The organism is Pseudomonas putida (genome assembly GCF_028682175.1).
Classification (GTDB): Bacteria; Pseudomonadota; Gammaproteobacteria; order Pseudomonadales; family Pseudomonadaceae; genus Aquipseudomonas; species Aquipseudomonas putida_AD.
Genome location: NZ_JANHKS010000004.1, coordinates 1 through 20,964 on the forward strand (window position 1 = coordinate 1; position 20,964 = coordinate 20,964).

Below are 20,964 nucleotides of genomic sequence, written 5' to 3' on the forward strand. Positions count from 1 at the left end.
GCAAGCCGTGCTGCTACGGTGCCGGTGGGGTCTGTAGAATCAGCGCAATAACCTGCTCAATGGACAACGCAACCATGACCGAAGACACCATCAAACGCCGGGCCCGTGGTCTGGACCGGGCGTTCGATATTCTCGATTTCCTCAAGGAAAAGGGCACGCCGTTGCGGCCCAATGAAATTGCCAGCGGCATCGGCAGCCCGAAATCGACGGTCTATGAGCTGGTCAGTTCGCTGCTCGAGCGGCGGATCCTCGAGACCGTGGGCAAGGAGGGCCATGTGTACCTGGGGCGCCAGCTGTATTTTCTGGGCCAGGCGCATCTGCGGCATTTCGATTTTACCCGTGAGGCTGAAGTCAGCCTGAACGAAATCGTCGAGCAGACCCGCGAAACCGCGCAGATGTGCCTGCTCAACGGGCGCAAGTACACCGTGGCGCTGATGAAGGAGGGCGCCCGGCATTTCCGGATTTCCTCGGACATCGGCGAAGACGCCCCGATCCCATGGACGGCCTCGGGCCGCCTGCTGCTGGGGCATCTGAGCGATCAGTCGATCATCGACCTGATCGACGAAGACGATTTCATTCTCCCGGACGGCCAGCGCCTGCCGATCGAGACCTTTCTCGGCGAGATCCGCAAGGCGCATGAAGAAGGCTTTTTTTCCTTCAACAGTATCGCCGATACCTTTACCCATTGTTTCGCCGCACCGGTCAGGGACAAGCAGGGCATCTGCATCGCGACCCTGTGCATTGTCGCGCCCCGGGCGGACGCCAAGACCCATTACGAACACTACCGCAAGGTGCTGATCGACAGCGCCAACGGCCTGGCCCGTCGGGTCAACGATTAACCGGTTCAAAGACTGCGCGGTTCCCGATCCGCCATCGAACAAGAATTCAGGAGACAACACATGAGCACTGCCGCACTGGAAAAAGGCTCCACCCAGCCTGGCGATCACCTGGTCAGGGATGTCAGCCTGCCTGCGCTGGTCATTCACGACAAGGCACTGCAACACAACATTCGCTGGATGCAGAAATTCGTCAGCGACAGCGGCGCGGAACTCGCGCCCCACGGCAAGACCAGCATGGTCCCGGCGCTGTTCCAGCGTCAGTTGCAGCAAGGCGCATGGGGCATCACCCTGGCCACTGCCACCCAGACCCGCGCCGCCTATGCCCACGGTGTGCGCCGTGTGCTGATGGCCAACCAACTGGTGGGCGAGCCGAACATGGCGATCATTGCCCAGATGCTGGCCGACACTCAGTTCGATTTCCACTGCATGGTCGACCATCCGGACAACGTCAAGGCGCTGGGTGAGTTCTTCGCCTCCAAGGGCGTGCAGCTCAACGTGATGATCGAATACGGCGTGGTCGGTGGCCGTTGCGGTTGCCGCACCGAGCAGGAAGTCATGGATCTGGCCGACGCCATCGCCGCGCAACCGGCCCTGAAACTGACCGGTATCGAAGGTTACGAAGGCGTGATCCACGGCGACAAGGCCATCGCCGGGATTCGTGCGTTTGCAGCCTCGCTGGTGCGCCTGGCGGTGACCCTGCAAGACAAGGGCGCTTTCGCGCTTGACCGCCCGATCGTCACGGCGTCGGGCTCGGCCTGGTACGACCTGATCGCCGAGGAGTTCGACAAGCAGCAGGTTCGCGAACGCTTCCTCGGCGTGCTGCGCCCCGGCAGCTATGTGGTACACGACCACGGCATCTACAAAGAGGCGCAGTGCTGTGTGCTCGACCGCCGTCAAGATCTCTCCGAAGGCCTGCAACCGGCCCTGGAAGTCTGGGCGCACGTGCAGTCGATGCCCGAGCCCGGCTTTGCGGTGATTGCCCTGGGCAAGCGTGACGTGGCGTTCGACGCCGGCATGCCGAACCCGATCAAGCGTTACAAGGCCGGCGTGGTGCCTGCCGTGGGCGACGATGTCAGCGCCTGCAAGGTGACTGCCGTAATGGATCAGCACGCGTTCATGACCGTGGCGCCGGGCTGCGACCTGAAAGTGGGCGACATCATTTCCTTCGGCACTTCGCACCCGTGCCTGACCTTCGATAAATGGCGCACCGGCTGCCTGGTAGGTGATGACCTGAGCGTGATCGAATCCTTCGACACCTGCTTCTGACGGAGATGGGCGATGAGTGAACTTGTCAGCCACAGCCACCCGCGGGTGGCGCTGATCGGCGAATGCATGATCGAGTTGCAGCAGCACGCCAACGGCACCCTCAAGCAGAGCTTCGGTGGCGATACCCTGAACACGGCGGTCTACCTGTCGCGCTTGCTGGGTTCGGCGGCGCAGGTCGATTACGTCACCGCGCTGGGCGACGACAGTTTCAGCGATGCCATGTGTGCGATCTGGACCGAGGAGGGCATCGGCCTGAGTCAGGTCCAGCGCTTGCCGGGGCGTTTGCCTGGGCTGTATTGCATCCAGACCGACGAAAACGGCGAGCGGCGCTTTCTGTACTGGCGCAACGAGGCGGCGGTGCGCGAGTGTTTCACCACGCCGTCCGCCGACGCTGTGCTGGAGGCGCTGGTGCAATACGACGTCCTGTACTTCAGCGGCATCACCCTGGCGGTGCTGGGCGAAGTCGGACGGGCGCGGCTGCTCTCGACCCTGGGCGACGCCCGGGATCGTGGGGCCTGCGTGGTGTTCGACAACAACTACCGGCCGCGTCTGTGGCGCAGCGTCGATCAGGCCCGCCAGGCGTACCGTTCGGTCATGCACGAGGTCGATGTGGCCTTGCTCACCGAAGACGATGAGCAGGCGCTGTTCGGCTACACCGACAGCGAGCAGATCCTGAGCGCTTACCGCGACATGGGTGTGAAGGAAGTGGTGGTCAAGCGCGGCGCCCAGAGTTGCCTCGTGCGCGCCGACAATCGCCGATATGAAATTGCGGCGCAACCGGTGAGCAAGGTGATTGATACCACGGCGGCGGGGGATTCGTTCAGTGCGGGTTATCTTGCCAGGCGTCTGCGTGGTGGTGGCCCGCAGGAAGCGGCAGAGGCGGGGCACCGGCTGGCCAGCCTGGTGATCCAGCATCCGGGGGCCTTGATCCCGCGCAGCGTGATGCCTGCCTGACCTACCCCGTGTCGCTCCCGCATTGCGCCTGTGGGAGCGGGCTTGCCCGCGAAAGCGGTGTGTCATTCAGCGCTGTCGGAGACTGAACGCACGCTTTCGCTGGCAAGCCAGCTCCCACAGGGAGCGTGGTGTGCATGTGAGATGTGAGCTCATCCCCGTTGCAATACGGCACCGACACGCAAGCTCAATCCCGAAAAAACACCTGCACCAGGTGGTAGCCGAACTTGCTCTTCACCGGCCCGTGCACCGTGCGCAGCGGTTTCTTGAAAATGACCTGGTCGATGGCCGATACCATCTGGCCTGGACGCACCTCGCCCAGGTCGCCGCCGCGCTTGCCGGACGGGCAGGTGGAGTACTTCTTTGCCAGTACATCGAACGCTTCGCCCTGGGCAATGCGTTGCTTGAGCTTCTCGGCTTCTTCGGCGGTCTTGACCAGAATGTGCCGGGCTTGAGCTTTCATGATGAAAATGCCTCGATAAAAAAGCCGCGCATTATGCCCTTGCGGCGGGATTTCAGGTAATTTCCTTCACTTTCGTCGAGCCTGCGTCATGCGTCTAGTCTTATGATCGCGAACGTTGGTACGAGTCGATGGTCGCACGTTGTGTCGACCTGCAGTCTTCTTACAAGGTGTGACTTATGGATTTCCCGGCGTTGTTGAAGGTTCTTGCCACCCAGGACGGATCGGATCTCTATCTCTCCACCGGTGCGCCGCCGTGCGCCAAGTTCAATGGCGTGCTCAAGCCCTTGGGCACCGAGGCCTTCAAGCCTGGCGACGTGGCGCTGATTGCCGACGGCATCATGGATGCCGAGCAGAAGCAGGATTTCGAGCGCGAGCTTGAGATGAACCTGGCGTTTTCCCTGTCGGGTGTCGGCCGTTTCCGGATCAACATCTTCAAGCAGCGCAACGAGGTGTCCATCGTCGCGCGTAACATCAAGCTCGACATCCCCAAGTTCGAAGACCTGCACCTGCCGCCCGTGCTGCTGGACGTGGTCATGGAAAAACACGGGCTGGTGTTGTTCGTCGGCGCGACCGGCTCGGGCAAGTCCACGTCGCTTGCGGCGTTGATCGACCACCGCAACCGCCACGCCAGCGGGCATATCATCACCATCGAGGATCCGGTGGAGTTCATCCATCGGCACAAGAAATCGATCATCAACCAGCGCGAAGTAGGGGTCGATACCCGCAGCTTCCATGCCGCGCTGAAGAACACCCTGCGCCAGGCGCCTGATGTGATCCTGATCGGCGAAATTCGCGACCGCGAAACCATGGAGCACGCCCTGGCGTTCGCCGACACCGGCCACCTGGCGATTTCCACCCTGCACGCCAACAACGCCAACCAGGCGCTGGACCGCATCATCAACTTCTTCCCCGAAGAGCGTCGCCCGCAGCTGCTGCACGATCTGGGCAACAACCTCAAGGCGTTCGTGTCCCAGCGGCTGGTCAAGACCAAGGACGGCAAGCGCCGGGCGGCGGTGGAGGTGATGCTCGGCACGCCGACGATCCGCGACCTGATTCACCGCAACGAGCTGACCGAACTCAAGGGCATCATGGAGAAGTCCACGAACCTGGGCATGCAGACGTTCGACAATGCGCTGTATGACCTGGCCATCGAAGGGGCGATCAGCGAAGACGAAGCGCTGAAGAATGCCGACTCGGCGAACAACGTGCGCCTGCGCCTGAAGCTGCACAACGAAAACGGCCCGAGCACCATCACCACGCCACCCCCGGCGCCACAGCCTGCGGCCCAGGTAGACGTGAAGGACTGGGGGTTGGTGGACGAGCGGGACGAGCCGGGTTCCTAGAGCAATGGCGGCTTCCAGGACGCCCCCGCCGGCAAGCCGTGCTGCTACGACGGTTCGATGTGATCGCCGATGTTGTGGACGACGTTGAAACCGTAGCAGCACGGCTTGCCGGCGGGGGCGATTTCAAGGATTACGCATGAGTCAGCCGCAAAGGCAATCTCAGCGCGCCAACCACCCCCCATCGATATTCCACGCCGCGCCACGCACCTGCGCGCCGGCTTCGCTGCACAGAAACAGCGTCAACTCACCCAGCTGCGTCGGCGTGACAAACTCCAGCGAAGGCTGTTTCTCGGCCAGCAGGTCATGCTTGGCCTGCTCCAGGTCGCCGGTTTCAGCACCGCGATCGTCGATCTGCTTCTGCACCAGTGGCGTCAGCACCCAGCCGGGGCAGATGGCGTTGCAGGTGACATTGCTGGTCGCCGTTTCCAGGCCGACCACCTTGGTCAGCCCGATCACCCCGTGCTTGGCTGCCACGTAGGCCGCCTTGCCGGTCGAGCCCACCAGGCCGTGCACCGAAGCGATGTTGACGATGCGCCCCCAGCCCTTGGCCTTCATGCGCGGCAGGCACAGGCGGGTGCTGTGGAACACCGATGACAGGTTGATCGCGATGATCTTGTCCCAGCTCTCCACCGGGAAGTCTTCCACCGCATCGACGTGCTGGATGCCGGCGTTGTTGACCAGAATGTCCACGCCGCCAAACTCGCGCTCAGCATAGGCGATCATGTCGGCGATCTGCGCCACGTCGCTGACGTCCGCCGGGTGGTGGCCGACCTTGCCGCCGTACTGTTTGACCTGCTCGATCACCGCCGACGCATCGCCGAAGCCGTTGAGCACCAGGTTCGCCCCGGCCTTGGCCAGCGTCAGGGCGATGCCCAGCCCAATGCCGCTGGTGGAGCCGGTGACCAATGCGGTTTTGCCTTGCAGACTCATGTTCGATTCCTCATACGATGCCGGTTGCATAGAACGTGGCGATCACCACGAAGACCGCCAGGGTCTTGATGATGGTGATACCGAAGATATCCTTGTACGCCTCGCGGTGGGTGAGCCCCGTGACCGCCAGCAGCGTGATGACGGCGCCGTTGTGGGGCAGGGTGTCCATGCCGCCGCTGGCCATGGCCGCGACCCGGTGCAGGACCTCCAGCGGAATGTTGGCGGCGTGGGCGGCACTGATGAAACTGTCGGACATCGCCGCCAGCGCGATGCTCATGCCGCCCGAGGCCGAGCCGGTGATCCCCGCCAGCAAGGTCACGGTGATCGCTTCGTTGACCAACGGATTGGGGATGGATTTGAGCCAGTCCGCCAGCACCAGAAAGCCTGGCAGGGAAGCGATCACTGCGCCGAAGCCGTACTCGGACGCCGTGTTCATCGCCGCCAGCAGCGCGCCACTGACCGCGCCCTTGCTGCCCTCGGCCAGCTTCGATTTCACGGCACTAAAGGCAAACAGCAGCACGAACACAATGCCCACCAGCAAAGCTGCTTCAACGGCCCAGATTGCGGTGATCTTGGAGATTTCAGTCTGCACCGGCGCCGCCATGCCCGGCAGCGCCAGGGTGTGGGTCTTGCCGTACCACTGGGGAATCCACTGGGTGAACAGCAGGTTCATCACGCCCACCAACAGCAAGGGCGCCAGGGCGATCCAGGGGTTGGGCAGCCGGATGTCTTCGGCGGTCTCCGGTTCGTTGCGCAGTTCGGTGCCGTAACCTTCACCGGCGCGCTGGGCCTTGTTGCGCTGGCGCTGGAGGAACAGCATGCCAGCGCAGAACACGAACGCGGTGCCGATCAGGCCCAGCCAGGGCGCGGCCCACGCGGTGGTGTTGAAGAAGGTCGAGGGGATGATGTTCTGGATCTGCGGCGTGCCGGGCAGGGCGTCCATGGTGAAGGAGAACGCACCCAGGGCGATGGTCGCGGGAATCAGGCGCTTGGGGATGTCGCTCTGGCGAAACATCTCGGCGGCAAAGGGGTACACCGCGAACACCACCACGAACAGCGAAACGCCGCCGTAGGTGAGCAAGGCGCAGACCAGCACGATCACCAGCATCGCCTGACGGGTGCCCAAGAGCCTGATGGCGGCGGCGACGATGGAGCGGGAAAACCCGGACAGCTCGATCAGCTTGCCGAACACGGCGCCGAGCAGGAACACGGGGAAGTAGAGTTTGACGAAGCCCACCATCTTGTCCATGAACACGCCGGTGAAGGCCGGGGCCACGGCGGAAGGGTCGGTCAGCAGCACCGCACCCAGGGCGGCGATGGGGGCAAAAAGAATAACGCTGTAACCACGGTAAGCAGCAAGCATCAACAGCGCAAGGGCTGCCAAGGCGATGATCACACTCATCGAGTGTCTCCTGTTGTTTTTCTTATGGAAGCGGTCGAGCCGCGTAACAGGAGGTATAGCCAGTTTTGTGCCAGTTGGCTAAGTAATTGATTTATATCAATTATTTTAGATGAGAACCTCAGCGGCGTGCGTTAAAGTCTCATTATTGAGACACCCGACCCGTAGCAGCGCGGCTTGCCGGCGGGGACATTCTCAAGATCGCTCCCGCCGGCAAGCCGTGCTGCTACGGGTGGGCGGTGTGGCTCTTTGTAGCAGCCGGGCTTGCCCGCGGGGGCGGATTTAAGATCGCCGACGCCGGCAAGCCGGACTGCTACGGGCGGGGTGCGTATCAAATAGTCTCTATTACTGGACGTGTCTCGTTATTGAGACTCAACAATCCCCAACGCCGCCATCTTTTTGTAAAGCGTCGACCGTCCCAGCCCCAACTGCTGCGCCGCCAGCACCACGTTGCCTTTGCATTGCGCCAGGCGAGTCTGGATCAGATCGCGGTCGAAGCGCTGCCGGGCATCGCTGTAGGACTCCTGGCTGGCTGAGGCCGACAGCGCAGGAGCAGTTCTCACCACGGGCACCAGCGTGCCGATGGCCGCCCGGATGTCCTCGGCTTCAAGGTGTGGGTCGTCACTGAGCAATGCGGCGCGCTCAAGCACATTGCGCAGTTCGCGGATGTTGCCCGGCCAGGCGTGCTGCCCAAGCATCGCCATTCCCGAGGGCGTCAGATCATGCTGGCTGCGCAGCTCCTCCAGAATCGCCTCGCTCAGGGCCGGCAGATCATCCAGCCGCTCGCGCAAGGGCGGCACGGCAATCGGCAGCACGTTGAGGCGGTAATACAGGTCAGCGCGGAACTCGCCGCGCTTGATCGCCGCTTCAAGGTCGGTGGAGGTCGCCGCGATCAACCGCACGTCGCTCTTGACCATCTGGTTGGAGCCCACGGGTTCGTATTCTTTCTCCTGCAACACCCGCAGCAACTTGCTCTGCAAAGGCAGGGGCATGTCGCCGATCTCGTCGAGAAACAGTGTGCCGCCCTCGGCCAGATGCAGCTTGCCCTGGCGACCACGACGATCCGCGCCGGTAAACGCACCCGGTGCGGTGCCGAAAAACTCGGCTTCAAGCAGGGTCTCGGGGATTGCCGCGCTGTTGATGCTCACGAACGGCTTGTGCGCCCGTGGCGAAGTGTTGTGGATGGCGTGGGCCAACAGCTCCTTGCCGGTGCCGGTTTCGCCCAGCAGCAATACAGGCGATTCCGTGCTGGCGCTGCGCCGCGCCCGGCGCTTGACTTCAAGGCTCGCGGCACTGGTGCCGATGAAATGCGCAAAGCTGTACTTGGCCTGGCGCTGGCGTAAAAGCGAGCGGGTCGAGGCCAGCTCCTGCTGCATGCTCAGGTAACGCTTGAGCAGCGGCGACAGCGCGTGCAGCTCATCGAAGAGGGCAAAGCCGATGGCGCCGATCACACCGCCGACGTCGTCGTGGATTGGCAGGCGCATCACCACCAGCGGGTCCTTGGCGGTGTCCATCATGTCCAGCAGGATCGGCTGGCCGTTGCTCGCCACCTGGCGCAGCAGGCTGCCGGGAATCACTTTTTCACAGGGCTGCCCGACCGCGCGGCTGGCATCTTCCAGCCCGAAACGCCTGGCATAGCGCTCGTTGATCCAGACGATCCGCGCTTCCTTGTCCACGATCACAGTACCTTCACTGGACTGCTCGATGATTTCGAACAGCGAACGGATCGCCAGTCGCCGCACGCGTCGGTAATCCTTGAGGCTGTCACTGTCTTTCATGCACTGTTCCGTAGTTCCTGTTACTCCGGCAACTGGCCGCACAGACTGCTGGTTTTCGCTGTTATTCAATGCCTGTCTCAGTTGAAGCCCGGGTGCGCCGCCGCCAGCAGTTCCTTGGTATAGGGGTGCTGAGGCGCATCGAATACGTCATGGCTGGCGCCGCGCTCGACCACCCTGCCGTCCTTGACCACGATCAGGTCATGGGCAAGCGCACGCACCACCGCCAGGTCATGGCTGATGAACAGGTAGGTCAGGCCGTGTTTTTCCTGCAACTGACGCAACAGCGCGACGACCTGTTTCTGCACGGTGCGATCCAGTGCGGACGTCGGTTCATCGAGCAGGATCAGGGCAGGTTTGAGCACCAACGCCCGGGCAATGGCGATACGCTGCCGCTGCCCGCCGGAAAATTCATGGGGATAACGATGCCGGCTCAACGGATCGATGCCGACTTCCTCCAGTACACGAATCACTTCGGCCTCACAGCACACCTTGTCCAGTTCGCTGTGGACTTCCAGCCCCTCGCTGATGATCTGCGCCACCGACATGCGCGGGCTGAGACTGCCATAAGGGTCTTGAAACACCACCTGCATCTGCTTGCGCCAGGGGCGCATCTGCTTCTGGTTCAGGGTGTCCAGTGACTGGCCCTTGAAGCGGATACTGCCACGCGATTCGAGCAAGCGCAGGATTGCCTGACCAAGTGTCGATTTGCCGGAGCCGGACTCGCCAACGATGCCCAGGGTCTTGCCACGCTCGATGCTCAGACTGATGTCATCCACGGCCTTGAGGTATTCGTGATGGCGATTGAAGATCCCGCCGCCCAAGGAGAACCAGACGCGCAGGTTTTCGACTTCAAGTACTTTCTCACGTGTATCCCGGGGAAGCGGCTCGCCTGCGGGTTCTGCGTCAAGCAGCAGGCGGCTGTAGGGGTGTTGCGGGGTTTTGAACAGGGTGTGGCAATTGGACTGCTCGACTATTTCACCGGCGCGCATCACGCAGACTTGCTGGGCAATGCTGTGAACCAGGTTGAGGTCGTGACTGATCAGTAGAAGTGACATATTAAGATGTTGCTGCAAGTTCTTGAGCAGCAACAGAATTTTTCGCTGTACCGTGACATCCAGCGCCGTGGTCGGCTCGTCGGCGATGAGCAACTCGGGCTCGCAAGCCAGGGCCATGGCGATCATCACCCGTTGCCGCTGCCCACCCGACAATTGATGGGGATAGGCCTTCAGGCGCTTCTTGGGGTGCTGGATGCCCACCAGCTCCAGCAATTCGAGAATGCGTACCTGTGCGGCCTTGCCACTCATGCCCTTGTGCAGCAACAGGGTCTCGCCGATCTGCTTGGCCACCGTGTGCAGCGGGTTCAGCGAGGTCATCGGCTCCTGGAAGATCATCGCGATCTGGTTGCCACGGATGCGCCGCATCAGCTTGCCATCGGCGCCGAGCAGCTCCTGGCCACGATAGCGAATGCTGCCGGTGCTGACGGTGCCGGCCTGGGGCAACAGTTGCAGAATCGAGTGCGCGGTGACGGACTTGCCCGAGCCGGACTCGCCAACCAGCGCCAGGCACTGGCCAGCGGGGATGTCCAGGCTCAGGTTCCTGACGACAGTATTTCCATTAAAAGATACTGACAAGTCACGGATTTCAATCAGATTTTCAGACATGTCAGGACCTCGGGTCGAAGGCGTCGCGTAACGCCTCGCCAATGAACACCAGCAACGACAGAATCAGCGCCAGGGTGAAAAATGCCGTGAAGCCCAGCCACGGCGCCTGCAGGTTCTGCTTGCCCTGACCGATCAGTTCGCCCAGCGAGGCGCTGCCGGCGGGCATGCCGAAGCCTAGGAAATCGAGGGCCGTCAGGGTGGAGATCGCACCGGTCAGGATGAACGGCAGGTAGCTCAAGGTGGCGTTCATGGCGTTGGGCAGAATGTGCCGCATGATGACTTTGCGGTCATCGAGGCCCAACGCGCGGGCGGCCTTGACGTATTCCAGATTGCGCCCGCGCAGGAACTCGGCTCGCACCACATCGACCAGTGCCAGCCATGAGAACAGCGCCATGATCCCCAGGAGCCACCAGAAGTTGGGCTCGACAAACCCGGAGAGAATAATCAGCAGGTACAGCACCGGCAGGCCGGACCAGACCTCCAGCAGCCGCTGGCCGATCAGGTCCACCCAGCCGCCGTAATAGCCTTGTAGCGCACCCGCCGCAATGCCGATCAAGGCGCTGATGACGGTCAGTGCCAGGGCGAACAGAATCGACACCCGGGAGCCGAAGATGACCCGCGCCAGCACGTCGCGGGCCTGGTCGTCGGTGCCCAGCCAGTTGATTTCCGAGGGCGGACTGGGAGCTGGCTTGTTCAGGTCATAGTTGGGTGTGTCATCGCTGAAGGGGATCGGCGGGAACAACATCCAGCCATCGCCCTTGGTAATCAGCTCGCGCACATAATCGCTGCGGTAATCGGGCTGGAAAGGCAGCTGGCCGCCAAACTCCACCTCGGTGTAGCGTTTGAAGGCAGGAAAGTACAATTCGTGTTTATAACTGAGCACCAATGGCTTGTCATTGGCGATCAATTCACCGCACAAGCTGAGGACGAACAGCCCACAGAACAGCCACAACGACCACCAGCCACGGCGGTTGTTGCGAAAGCGCTCGAAACGTCGGCGAGCCACCGGAGACAGCCTGCGCATCATGCATTCCTCGCGCTGAAGTCGATTCGGGGGTCGACCAGGGTGTAGCAGATGTCCCCGACCAGTTTGATCAGAAGCCCGAACAGCGTGAAGATGAACAGCGTGCCGAACACCACCGGGTAATCCCGGGAAACGGCCGCTTCATAGCTCATGCGCCCCAGGCCATCGAGGGAGAAGATCACCTCAATCATCAGCGATCCCGCGAAGAACACGCTGATGAACGCCTGGGGAATGCCCGCCACCACCAGCAGCATCGCGTTGCGGAATACATGACCGTACAGCACGCGATGCTCGCTCAGGCCCTTGGCCCGGGCGGTGATCACGTACTGGCGGGTCACCTCGTTGAGGAAGGAGTTCTTGGTGAGAATGGTCAGCGTCGCGAACCCACCGATCACCAGCGACATGACCGGCAGCACCAGGTGCCAGAAGTAGTCGGCGATCTTGCCCAGGGTGGTCAATGAGTCGAAGTTCTCCGACACCAGCCCGCGCACCGGGAACCAGCTCAGCGAGGTGCCGCCGGCGAACAGCACCACCAGCAGCATGGCAAACAGGAATGCGGGCATGGCGTAGCCAATGATGATCGCGGTGCTGCTCCAGATGTCGAAATGACTGCCGTGCTTGACCGCCTTGCGAATGCCCAGCGGGATCGACACCAGATAGGTGATCAGCGTCGCCCACAGGCCCAGTGATATCGACACGGGCATCTTTTGCAGGATCAGGTCGGTGACCTTGGCGCCGCGAAAGAAGCTGTTGCCGAAATCCAGCCGCGCATAGTTCTTCAGCATCAGCCACAGGCGCTCATGCAGCGGTTTGTCGAAGCCGTACTGGTGCTCGATCTCCTTGATGAGCTTGGGGTCCAGCCCGCGGCTGGCGCGGGACTGGCCGACATTCATGGTTTCGGTGTGTCCGGCGCCAATGGTACCGCCCGCCACACCTTGCAACTTGGCGATTGCCTGCTCGACCGGCCCGCCGGGCGCGGCCTGGACGATGAAGAAGTTCACCAGCAGGATGCACAGCAGGGTCGGAATAATCAGCAGCAGGCGCCGCATCAGGTAGCCAAACATCACTTCACCTCCCAGGGTAGCGCCGAGTTACCCCGTTGCTGGGCGAATTGCTCACGGCTCAAGGCCTGTGGGCTGAGCTCCCACCAGGTGTCGATGGCCTCGCTGTTGTTGGCCTGAACCTTGGGAATGCCAAAGCGGTTCCACCACACCGTGGACGAGCCCGGCGGGTAGTAGTTGGGAATCCAGTAGAAGCCCCATTGCAGCACGCGATCCAGCGCATGGGCATAGTCGATCATCGCAGGCTTGCTGTCGGCCTTGGCCAGGCCGTAGATCAGCGTGTCGATGGCCGGGTCGCGCAGCACCATGTAGTTGCTGGAGCCCGAGTCCTTGGCCACCTTGGAGCCGAAGTTGTTGTACAGCTCCATGCCCGGTGAGGTCGAGACGCTGTAGCCGGTCACGATCATGTCGTAGTCCCGGGCCATGACCCGGTTCAGGTACTGCGCCGAATCGATGCGGCGGATTTCGAAATCGATGCCGATCTGTGCCAGGTTGCGTTTGTAGGGCAGCAGGATCTTTTCAAAACCGCTCTGGCCGTTGAGGAACGTGAAGCTGAGCGGTTCGCCCTCGGCGTTCACCAGCTTGTCGCCCTTGGGCATCCAGCCGGCTTCCTCCAGCAAGGCCAGGGCTTGCAGTTGCTTGTCGCGAATGAAGCCAGTGCCGTCGGTCTTGGGTGTGTGGAACACGGTGGTGAAGACCTCTGGCGGGATCTGGTCGCGCAGGGGGTCGAGGATCTTCAGCTCCGATTCGGTCGGCAATTGCGTCGCCGCCAGATCGCTGTTGGAGAAGTAGCTGTTCTGGCGCACGTACACGTTGCGCATCATCTGCCGGTTGGTCCATTCGAAATCCCACAGCATCGCCAGGGCCTGGCGCACCCGGCGGTCCTGGAACTTGGGCCGGTCCAGGTTGAACACGAAGCCTTGGGAGCTTTGCACCATCCCCGGCGCCAGATGCGCACGCTGCAGGCGCCCTTCGGTCAGGGCAGGGCTGTCGTAGCGCACCGAGTAACCCGTGGCCGAATACTCGCGGTTGTAGTCATAGCCGCCGCCGAGCAGCACCTGCCGGGCGACGTCGGTGTCACCGAAGTACTCGACGCTGAAGTGATCGAAGTTGTACGTCCCCCGGGTGACCGGCAGATCCCTGGCCCACCAGTCCGGGTTGCGCTCGAAAGTGATGCTGCGCCCCGGGTCTACCTTGCCGACGCGGTACGGACCGCTGCCTACAGGCGCTTCGAAGCCGCCGCCATTGGCGAAATCCCGGTCCTTCCACCAGTGCTCCGGAAACACCGGCAGGGATGCCAGGTCCAGCGGCAGGGTGCGACTTTCGTTGCTCTTGAAGTCAAAGCGGATCTGGGTCGGCGATTCGACCTCGACGCCTTTGACGTCACCGAACTCGGTGCGATAGGACAGGCTGCCCTGGGTCATCAGCAAATCGTAGGTAAAGCGCACGTCCTGGGCGGTGATCGGGGTGCCGTCGGAGAACTTCGCCCTGGGATTGAGGTAGAAACGCAGGGACATGCCGTCGGCGGCGCGCTCCATCTTTTCGGCGATCAGGCCATAGACGGTGTAGGGCTCATCCAGTGACTTGACCGCCAGCGGTGAGTACAGCAAGCCGTTGACCTGAGACACCCCGGTGCCCTTGTCGATGTACGGCATGATGTGATCGAACTGCCCGATTTCCTGTGCCGAGCGGCGCATGCTGCCGCCTTTTGGGGCATCGGGATTGACGTAGTCGAAATGCTTGAAATCGGCAGGGTAACGAGGCGCCTCGCCGTAGACGGTCAGGGCATATTGAGGAGCAGCGGACAGAGGTTGCAGACCTGTAAGCAGGACCAGTGTTGCGGCCATCAGCGATGAAAAAACAAAACGCATTACACGAATCCTGACTGACGCCGTTTGCGGGCATCAGGGTTTGAGGTCATGGGCGGGCGATTGCGGCCCGTCCCTATATTTTTATTCGTTACCTGTGGTGGCAAGGTACCGCAACGGCTGTGTGTTTGTAACCGCACAATACGGCTGGATCATGACGCAGCGGCAGCGCAGCCCGGATAAACAGCTTGCACCATCGTGCCAATGTACCGGCCTTGCGGGCCGAACAAAAGTTAAAGCAAATTCTTTGCCGGAATCGATACAGCAACGAAATACGCCGCACCAAATAAAAACGGCCCGCTTTTGAGGGCGGGCCGTTTGTGGGGTGACCTGTGGATCAGTCCTGACGACTGGTCACTTCCAGCAGGTGATAGCCGAACTGGGTCTTCACCGGACCCTGCACGACGTTCACCGGAGCGCTGAACACGACAGTGTCGAATTCCTTGACCATCTGGCCTGGGCCGAACGAGCCCAGGTCACCGCCCTGGCGGCTGGAAGGGCAGCTGGAGTTGGCCTTGGCGACTTCGGCGAAGTCGGCGCCGTTCTCGATCTGGGCTTTGAGTTCGTTGCACTTTTCTTCACTGGAAACAAGGATGTGGCGAGCGGTAGCTCTGGCCATGTGAGTTACTCCTGTCAAAAAAAAGAAAGAGCCTACCGGATTAAGGAAGGCTTTTCCCGAGAAAGTTCCGGCTTGTCAGTCTGACGGCCGTTAACGGTAGCGCAACTGGTTGACCGCCTCACGCAACAGGCGTTCGGTGCCATCCCAGCCCAGGCAGCCATCGGTGACCGAAACCCCGTAGCGCATCGAATCACTCAGCGGCTGGCAGCCTTCGAACAGGTGGCTCTCCAGCATCATGCCGATCAGCGTGGTGTCGCCGGCCAGGCGTTGTTGCAACACGTCGTTGAACACCTGCGGTTGACGCAAAGGGTCCTTGCCGCTGTTGGCATGGCTGCAATCGACCATGATGCGCGCGGCGATGCGGTTCTTGTCCAGGCTTGCATTGACCTGCGCAACGCTCGCGGCATCGAAGTTCGGGCCGTTGTGGCCGCCGCGCAGCACGATGTGCGTGTCCGGGTTGCCCTGGGTCTCGATGATCGCGGGGTGGCCCTGGCGGTCGATACCGAAATGGCGATGGGCATGGGTCGCCGAACGGATCGCATCGCAAGCCACGGAAATCCCGCCGTCGGTACCGTTCTTGAAACCGACCGGCATCTGCAGGCCGCTGGCCATTTCCCGGTGGATCTGCGATTCGGTGGTGCGTGCGCCGATGGCCACCCAGCTCAGCAGATCGTCGAAGTAGCCGGCGGCCATGGGTTGCAGCAGCTCGGTCGCAATCGGCAGGCCGAGGCGGGTCATTTCGCGCATCAGGTGTCGCGACAGGTTCAGGCCTGCGGTCATGTCATCGCTGCCGTCCAGGTGCGGATCGTAAGCCAGGCCTTTCCAGCCAACGGTGGTGCGGGGCTTCTCGACATAGGCGCGCATCACCAGCAGCATCTGGTCGCTGACTTCGGTGGCAAGCTCGGCCAGGCGGCCAGCGTATTCCAGGGCCGATTGCGGATCATGGATGGAGCAGGGGCCTACGACGACCAGCAGGCGGGAGTCTTCACCGTTGAGGATGGCGCGCACCGACTGGCGATGGGCCTGGATCTGCGCAGTGAGGGCGGCGTCCAGCGGCAACTGGTTTTTCAGCGCCAGGGTGCTGGGCAAGCGTTGTGGGGCAGGGTGACTGTCGATCAGGGTCACGGTGTTGACCGGCATGTCAGACAGATTTTTTGCAGCGACGGACGAATTCATGTTCAGGGCTTCCTGGCCGGCGGGCAATATCCCGCGCGGGCCTACTGGGGTGTTCGACAATGTGCCGTATTGGCTCGATTTACGGATTTGCCACCTGCAAGTGACCGGTCGGAGGCGGCTGACTGTCCCGAACGGAGGCTGCTAAATCGCCATGCGAAGTCGATGTCGTTGCGGTAATAGGTGCTGTAGTTCATGTCTTGATCCTCTGTGTGAAGCGTTAGTCAGGTTTTACGGGGCCCAGAAAAACGAAACCCCCGGTCGGGAGGCCGACCGGGGGTAGAGTTATCTCTGGTTGGCGTCCCGTGGTTGTGGGCGCCGTTTGGGTATCAGGCGCGCCAGTGGCTAAACCAATACCCATAAAAATAAGAAACAGGCGAGCAGACTGCGGTCGCGTTCCACACAGCAGTGTCCGCTACCAGGCGCGAGGCGTCGGCAGAGCGGCAAGGCTGGGAAAGGGTGGAAGGCAACATGGTCTGTCTCCGTAAGTTGAAACCGAGCTTACTTCAGGCAGGTGCGCTAATTCAATTGGAAAATTCAATCGCCCTCATCAAAAGTTACACTTGCGCCGCTCTATTCCGGGCCCGGGCTGGTCAATCTGCGATCGGTCAGTAGAATGACATCACCGCAAGGAAGATGAGGGGCTTACATGGCGACCGCGCGAGAAGAGGATCTGCGCCTGCACCCGGCGACGGACGACGACCTGCCGTTCGCGCGGGAGCTGACGCGGGTCAACATGCGTGATTACTACGCACGGCACGGGATGGTCTGGCAAGCGGACGCCTTCGACGCTCAATGGCCGGAGCGCGAAAGCTACCGGGTGCACAAGGTTGGCCGGCTGATCGGTTTTCTGGGGTTCACCATCGAAGGCGGCTACCTCTACCTGCGTGACGTGCAGTTGATAGAAGCCTATCGAGCTGAGGGTGTGGGCGGCTGGCTGATGCGATGCATCGCGAGTATCGCCCGGGAGCGGGGCTGCACCCACATTCGTCTGAAAGTGTTCAAAAGCAACCCGGCGACGCAGCTCTACCGCAGGCTGGGCTATGCCCATGTGCATGAAGACGCTGAGCTTTACTGCATGGAGAGAGCCGTGGAGGCGGGGTGAAGACGCGTCGGTGGAGCTGAACGTGCGAAACAGACGGCACCCTTACAGATAGAAGAAGCGCTCCGGGACAGTGATGAGCCTTCAACTCTTAAAGAAACTTCTTACAACTAAAGGTTAAATAACGGCCTCTGCCGCATCATCATCCTTAATCGGCTCGGCGGGAATCACGCCGACTTTCATGCCCAGCAGCACGGCCACTTTATGCGACTCGCCTCTGCGACCTTTCTTGCGGCCAGAAAGAATCTGATAAGTCGTTGCCGGATCGACGCTGTTTTCCCGAGCAAACTCTTGAACAGATTTACCTTGTTGTTCTAGCCAGGCCTTGGCTTGTGCTGCGGTGCGTATTCCGGGCATAGTTCAAAACCGTTCAAGTCTGTTTAAATTTATCTCGATTCTACCATTCGTAAGGATGGGGTCAACAAGGTTATGCATTCAAATGAGTGGAATTGGTGCCCGGCTTAGGGAAGAACGCGAGCGCTTGGGGCTGTCGCAACGAGCGTTCGGAGAAATTGGTGGCGTGGAGCCCAATGCGCAGGGCAAGTACGAGAGCGGCGACCGCACGCCCAAGGCAGACTACCTGGCTGCCGTGGCTGCCAAGGGCGTCGACGTGTTGTACGTGCTGACCGGTTCGCGCACGCCTGCGCCCATCGAAAACCTCAGTGAAGTCGAGGAGTGGGTACTGGGCAGCTACCGGTCGCTGGTCAAGGAGGATCGGGACGCGATCCTGCGCCTGACCACGACCCTGGCGGAATACAAAGGGACGTACAGCCCCGAAAAGAAAATCACTTCAGAGGAGGACTGACAGTCCTGTCTGGCTGCAAGCGTACGTTTGAAGATTTTTTGCAAGTTTCATGGTCGATGATGATAGCTTGTCAGCATCGTTGTAGATCATTCGCACGGCCTCTGAAAACTCGTCACTGGAACAATGTTTCGAGCTAGGTCCTGCATTTTCTTTTTGCTAAGGTGACGAGCGTTCGTCATAAATCGTTTGGTGAGGTGTTTGCTTGATTAGGGTGCTGGTTGTCGACGACCATGATCTGGTGCGCACAGGTATCACGCGGATGCTGGCTGACATCGACGGTCTGCAGGTTGTCGGGCAGGCGGATTCGGGCGAGGAATCGCTGAAGAAGGCCCGGGAACTCAAACCCGACGTGGTGCTGATGGACGTGAAGATGCCAGGCATCGGCGGCCTCGAAGCCACTCGCAAGATGCTGCGCAGCCACCCCGAAATCAAAGTGGTCGCGGTGACGGTTTGCGAAGAAGATCCATTCCCCACCCGATTGCTGCAAGCCGGCGCCGCAGGCTACATGACCAAGGGCGCGGGGCTGACCGAGATGGTCCAGGCCATCCGCCTGGTGTTCGCCGGCCAGCGCTACATCAGCCCGCAGATCGCCCAGCAGCTGGCGCTCAAGTCCTTCCAGCCGCAAACCAGTAATTCGCCGTTCGACCTGCTGTCCGAGCGGGAAATCCAGATTGCCCTGATGATTGTCGGCTGCCAGAAGGTGCAGACCATCTCCGACAAGCTGTGCCTGTCGCCCAAGACCGTGAACACCTACCGTTACCGTATCTTCGAGAAGCTATCCATCGGCAGCGATGTCGAGCTGGCTTTGCTGGCTGTACGTCACGGCATGGTCGATGCCAGCGCCTGAAATGACCCAACCGTTCGATCCAAGTGCCTTTCTCGCCACCTGCAGTGGCCGCCCCGGCGTCTATCGCATGTTCGATATCGAGGGGCGGCTGCTTTACGTGGGCAAGGCCAAAAACCTCAAGAAGCGTCTTGCCAGCTACTTCCGCAAGACCGGCCATGCACCCAAGACCAGCGCACTGGTCGGGCGCATCAGCCAGATCGAAACCACCATCACCGCCAACGAAACCGAGGCGTTGCTGCTGGAGCAGACGCTCATCAAGGAGTCGCGCCCGCCGTACAACATTCTGCTGCGCGACGACAAATCCTACCCGTACGTGCACCTGTCCGATGGGCCGTTTCCGCGCTTGAGCATCCACCGCGGTGCGAAGAAGGCCAAGGGGCGCTATTTCGGGCCCTACCCGAGCGCGGGAGCGATTCGCGAAAGCCTGGCGATCCTGCAAAAGACCTTTCACGTGCGCCAGTGCGAAGACAGCTTCTACAAGAACCGCACCCGGCCGTGCCTTCAATACCAGATCAAGCGTTGCAAGGCGCCTTGCGTCGGCTTCGTGGAGCCGCAGGTGTACGCCGATGACGTACGCCACTCGGTGATGTTCCTCGAGGGGCGCAGCAATGCGCTGACCGATGAGTTGAACGCGCTGATGGAAAAGGCGGCAATGGACCTCAACTTCGAGCATGCCGCCGAACTGCGCGACCAGATCGGCCTGCTGCGTCGGGTTCAGGACCAGCAGAGCATGGAAAGCGGCACCGGCGATGTCGATGTGGTGGCCGCGTTCGTCAACCCGGGCGGCGCCTGCGTGCACCTGATCAGCGTGCGCGGCGGGCGGGTGCTGGGCAGCAAGAACTTCTTCCCGCAGGTGGGTATCGAGGAAGAGGTCGGCGAAGTCATGTCGGCGTTCCTGGCCCAGTATTTCCTGGGCGGCGGCGAGCGCGAGCTGCCGAGCGAAGTCATCGTCAACGTGGTCAACGAGGACTTCCCCGCGCTGATCGAGGCCATCGATGCGTCCCGCGGGCGGGAAATCACCATCAGCCACCGCGTGCGCGGCACCCGGGCGCGCTGGCAGCAACTGGCGGTGACCAACGCCGAACAGGCGCTGGCTGCGAGACTGGCCAACCGTCAGCACATGGCCGCGCGCTTCGAAGCGCTGGCCGACGTCCTGAAACTCGACGAGCCACCGCAGCGCCTTGAATGCTATGACATCAGCCATTCCAGCGGCGAGGCCACCGTGGCCTCCTGTGTGGTGTTCGGGCCTGAAGGCCCGATCAAGTCCGATTACCGTCGTTACAACATCGAAGGCGTGACGGCGGGGGACGACTATGCGGCGATGCACCAGGCGCTGACCCGACGTTTCGGCAAGATCAAGGACGGCGAGGGCAAGCTGCCGGACATCCTGCTGGTTGACGGCGGCAAGGGGCAGCTCAACATGGCGCGTGACGTCATGAACGAACTGGCCGTGCCGGACCTCATCCTGCTCGGCGTGGCCAAGGGCACGACCCGCAAGGCGGGCTTCGAGACCTTGTACCTCAATGATGCCGCCCACGAGTTCACCCTGCGCGGTGACTCGCCGGCGCTGCACCTGATTCAACAGATACGCGACGAAGCCCACCGCTTCGCGATTACCGGCCACCGCGCCCGACGCGGCAAGACCCGCCGCACCTCGACCCTTGAGGGCGTGGCGGGAGTAGGGCCGACCCGACGTCGTGATCTGCTCAAACACTTCGGTGGCCTGCAGGAATTGTCCAGGGCCAGCGTCGAAGAGATCGCCAAGGCACCCGGAATCAGTAAAAAGCTCGCAGAGTCGATTTATGCAAACCTGCACAGCGAGTAGAATGCCCGCT

19 protein-coding genes are annotated in these 20,964 nt (G+C 61.5%); 8 read left to right on the top strand and 11 right to left on the bottom strand.

From position 1 onward, the window contains the following. Window positions 1–74: 74 nt before the first annotated feature. The 3 genes from NPS29_RS04120 to NPS29_RS04130 are packed head-to-tail and all read left to right on the top strand — an operon-like array spanning window position 75 to window position 3,059. Entirely contained in the window at window positions 75–839 is a 765-nt protein-coding gene (locus tag NPS29_RS04120) for an IclR family transcriptional regulator (RefSeq protein ID WP_274130899.1), read from the top strand. Window positions 840–899: 60 nt separating this feature from the next. Beyond that, window positions 900–2,105 carry an amino acid deaminase gene (locus NPS29_RS04125; RefSeq protein ID WP_274130900.1) on the top strand — a complete coding sequence of 402 codons (1,206 nt, stop codon included), beginning with the start codon at window positions 900–902 and terminating at the stop codon, window positions 2,103–2,105. Between the two features lie 12 nt (window positions 2,106–2,117). Then, the gene (locus NPS29_RS04130) at window positions 2,118–3,059 is read left to right on the top strand and encodes a sugar kinase (protein ID WP_274130901.1); all 942 of its coding nucleotides are present in this window, start codon (window positions 2,118–2,120) and stop codon (window positions 3,057–3,059) included. 184 nt (window positions 3,060–3,243) lie between these two features. Here the strand turns inward: NPS29_RS04130 and NPS29_RS04135 are convergent, their stop codons facing one another. Beyond that, window positions 3,244–3,519 carry a peptidylprolyl isomerase gene (locus NPS29_RS04135; protein WP_274130902.1) on the bottom strand — a complete coding sequence of 92 codons (276 nt, stop codon included), beginning with the start codon at window positions 3,517–3,519 and terminating at the stop codon, window positions 3,244–3,246. A gap of 176 nt (window positions 3,520–3,695) precedes the next feature. Between NPS29_RS04135 and NPS29_RS04140 the strand changes: the two genes are divergently transcribed. Then, a complete protein-coding gene (locus NPS29_RS04140; protein ID WP_274130903.1) occupies window positions 3,696–4,862 on the top strand; it encodes a PilT/PilU family type 4a pilus ATPase in 1,167 nt (388 codons plus the stop codon). Between the two features lie 159 nt (window positions 4,863–5,021). Here NPS29_RS04140 and NPS29_RS04145 read toward each other — a convergent pair whose 3' ends face one another. The 9 genes from NPS29_RS04145 to NPS29_RS04185 form a co-directional block, all read right to left on the bottom strand. Continuing rightward, complete coding sequence (locus tag NPS29_RS04145; RefSeq protein WP_274130904.1) at window positions 5,022–5,792, bottom strand: 3-hydroxybutyrate dehydrogenase; 771 nt, start codon at window positions 5,790–5,792, stop codon at window positions 5,022–5,024. 10 nt (window positions 5,793–5,802) lie between these two features. Continuing rightward, window positions 5,803–7,194 (bottom strand): GntP family permease, encoded by a 1,392-nt coding sequence (locus NPS29_RS04150; RefSeq protein WP_274130905.1) that lies wholly within the window; start codon window positions 7,192–7,194, stop codon window positions 5,803–5,805. A gap of 359 nt (window positions 7,195–7,553) precedes the next feature. Then, on the bottom strand, window positions 7,554–8,969 hold the full coding sequence (locus NPS29_RS04155) for a sigma-54 interaction domain-containing protein (protein WP_274130906.1): 1,416 nt from the start codon (window positions 8,967–8,969) through the stop codon (window positions 7,554–7,556). Window positions 8,970–9,046: 77 nt separating this feature from the next. Further along, the gene (locus tag NPS29_RS04160; protein ID WP_274130907.1) at window positions 9,047–10,630 is read right to left on the bottom strand and encodes an ABC transporter ATP-binding protein; all 1,584 of its coding nucleotides are present in this window, start codon (window positions 10,628–10,630) and stop codon (window positions 9,047–9,049) included. Between the two features lies 1 nt (window position 10,631). After that, window positions 10,632–11,654: an ABC transporter permease gene (locus NPS29_RS04165; RefSeq protein WP_274130908.1), complete on the bottom strand. Its 1,023-nt coding sequence runs from the start codon at window positions 11,652–11,654 to the stop codon at window positions 10,632–10,634. Next, window positions 11,654–12,718, bottom strand: coding sequence for a microcin C ABC transporter permease YejB (locus NPS29_RS04170; protein ID WP_274130909.1), 1,065 nt, complete (start codon window positions 12,716–12,718; stop codon window positions 11,654–11,656). Before NPS29_RS04170 ends, NPS29_RS04165 begins: the two co-directional genes overlap by 1 nt. Further along, entirely contained in the window at window positions 12,718–14,586 is a 1,869-nt protein-coding gene (locus tag NPS29_RS04175) for an extracellular solute-binding protein (RefSeq protein ID WP_274130910.1), read from the bottom strand. Before NPS29_RS04175 ends, NPS29_RS04170 begins: the two co-directional genes overlap by 1 nt. Before the next feature lie 334 nt (window positions 14,587–14,920). After that, window positions 14,921–15,202: a peptidylprolyl isomerase gene (locus tag NPS29_RS04180; RefSeq protein ID WP_274130911.1), complete on the bottom strand. Its 282-nt coding sequence runs from the start codon at window positions 15,200–15,202 to the stop codon at window positions 14,921–14,923. Window positions 15,203–15,292: 90 nt separating this feature from the next. Next, the gene (locus NPS29_RS04185) at window positions 15,293–16,378 is read right to left on the bottom strand and encodes a 3-deoxy-7-phosphoheptulonate synthase (protein ID WP_274130912.1); all 1,086 of its coding nucleotides are present in this window, start codon (window positions 16,376–16,378) and stop codon (window positions 15,293–15,295) included. A 646-nt stretch (window positions 16,379–17,024) separates the two neighbouring features. On the opposite strand from NPS29_RS04185, the gene NPS29_RS04190 reads away from it, so the two are divergent. After that, on the top strand, window positions 17,025–17,480 hold the full coding sequence (locus NPS29_RS04190; RefSeq protein ID WP_274130913.1) for a GNAT family N-acetyltransferase: 456 nt from the start codon (window positions 17,025–17,027) through the stop codon (window positions 17,478–17,480). Window positions 17,481–17,594: 114 nt separating this feature from the next. On the opposite strand, the gene NPS29_RS04195 is transcribed toward NPS29_RS04190, so the two are convergent. Further along, on the bottom strand, window positions 17,595–17,834 hold the full coding sequence (locus NPS29_RS04195) for a DNA-binding protein (RefSeq protein ID WP_274130914.1): 240 nt from the start codon (window positions 17,832–17,834) through the stop codon (window positions 17,595–17,597). 82 nt (window positions 17,835–17,916) lie between these two features. Between NPS29_RS04195 and NPS29_RS04200 the strand changes: the two genes are divergently transcribed. The 3 genes from NPS29_RS04200 to uvrC all read left to right on the top strand — a co-directional run bounded on the left by NPS29_RS04200 (window position 17,917) and on the right by uvrC (window position 20,954). Then, window positions 17,917–18,282: a helix-turn-helix domain-containing protein gene (locus NPS29_RS04200; protein ID WP_274130915.1), complete on the top strand. Its 366-nt coding sequence runs from the start codon at window positions 17,917–17,919 to the stop codon at window positions 18,280–18,282. 202 nt (window positions 18,283–18,484) lie between these two features. Beyond that, on the top strand, window positions 18,485–19,129 hold the full coding sequence (gene gacA, locus NPS29_RS04205; protein WP_274130916.1) for a response regulator transcription factor GacA: 645 nt from the start codon (window positions 18,485–18,487) through the stop codon (window positions 19,127–19,129). Window position 19,130: 1 nt separating this feature from the next. Continuing rightward, a complete protein-coding gene (gene uvrC / locus NPS29_RS04210) occupies window positions 19,131–20,954 on the top strand; it encodes an excinuclease ABC subunit UvrC (RefSeq protein WP_274131139.1) in 1,824 nt (607 codons plus the stop codon). Window positions 20,955–20,964: the final 10 nt, after the last annotated feature.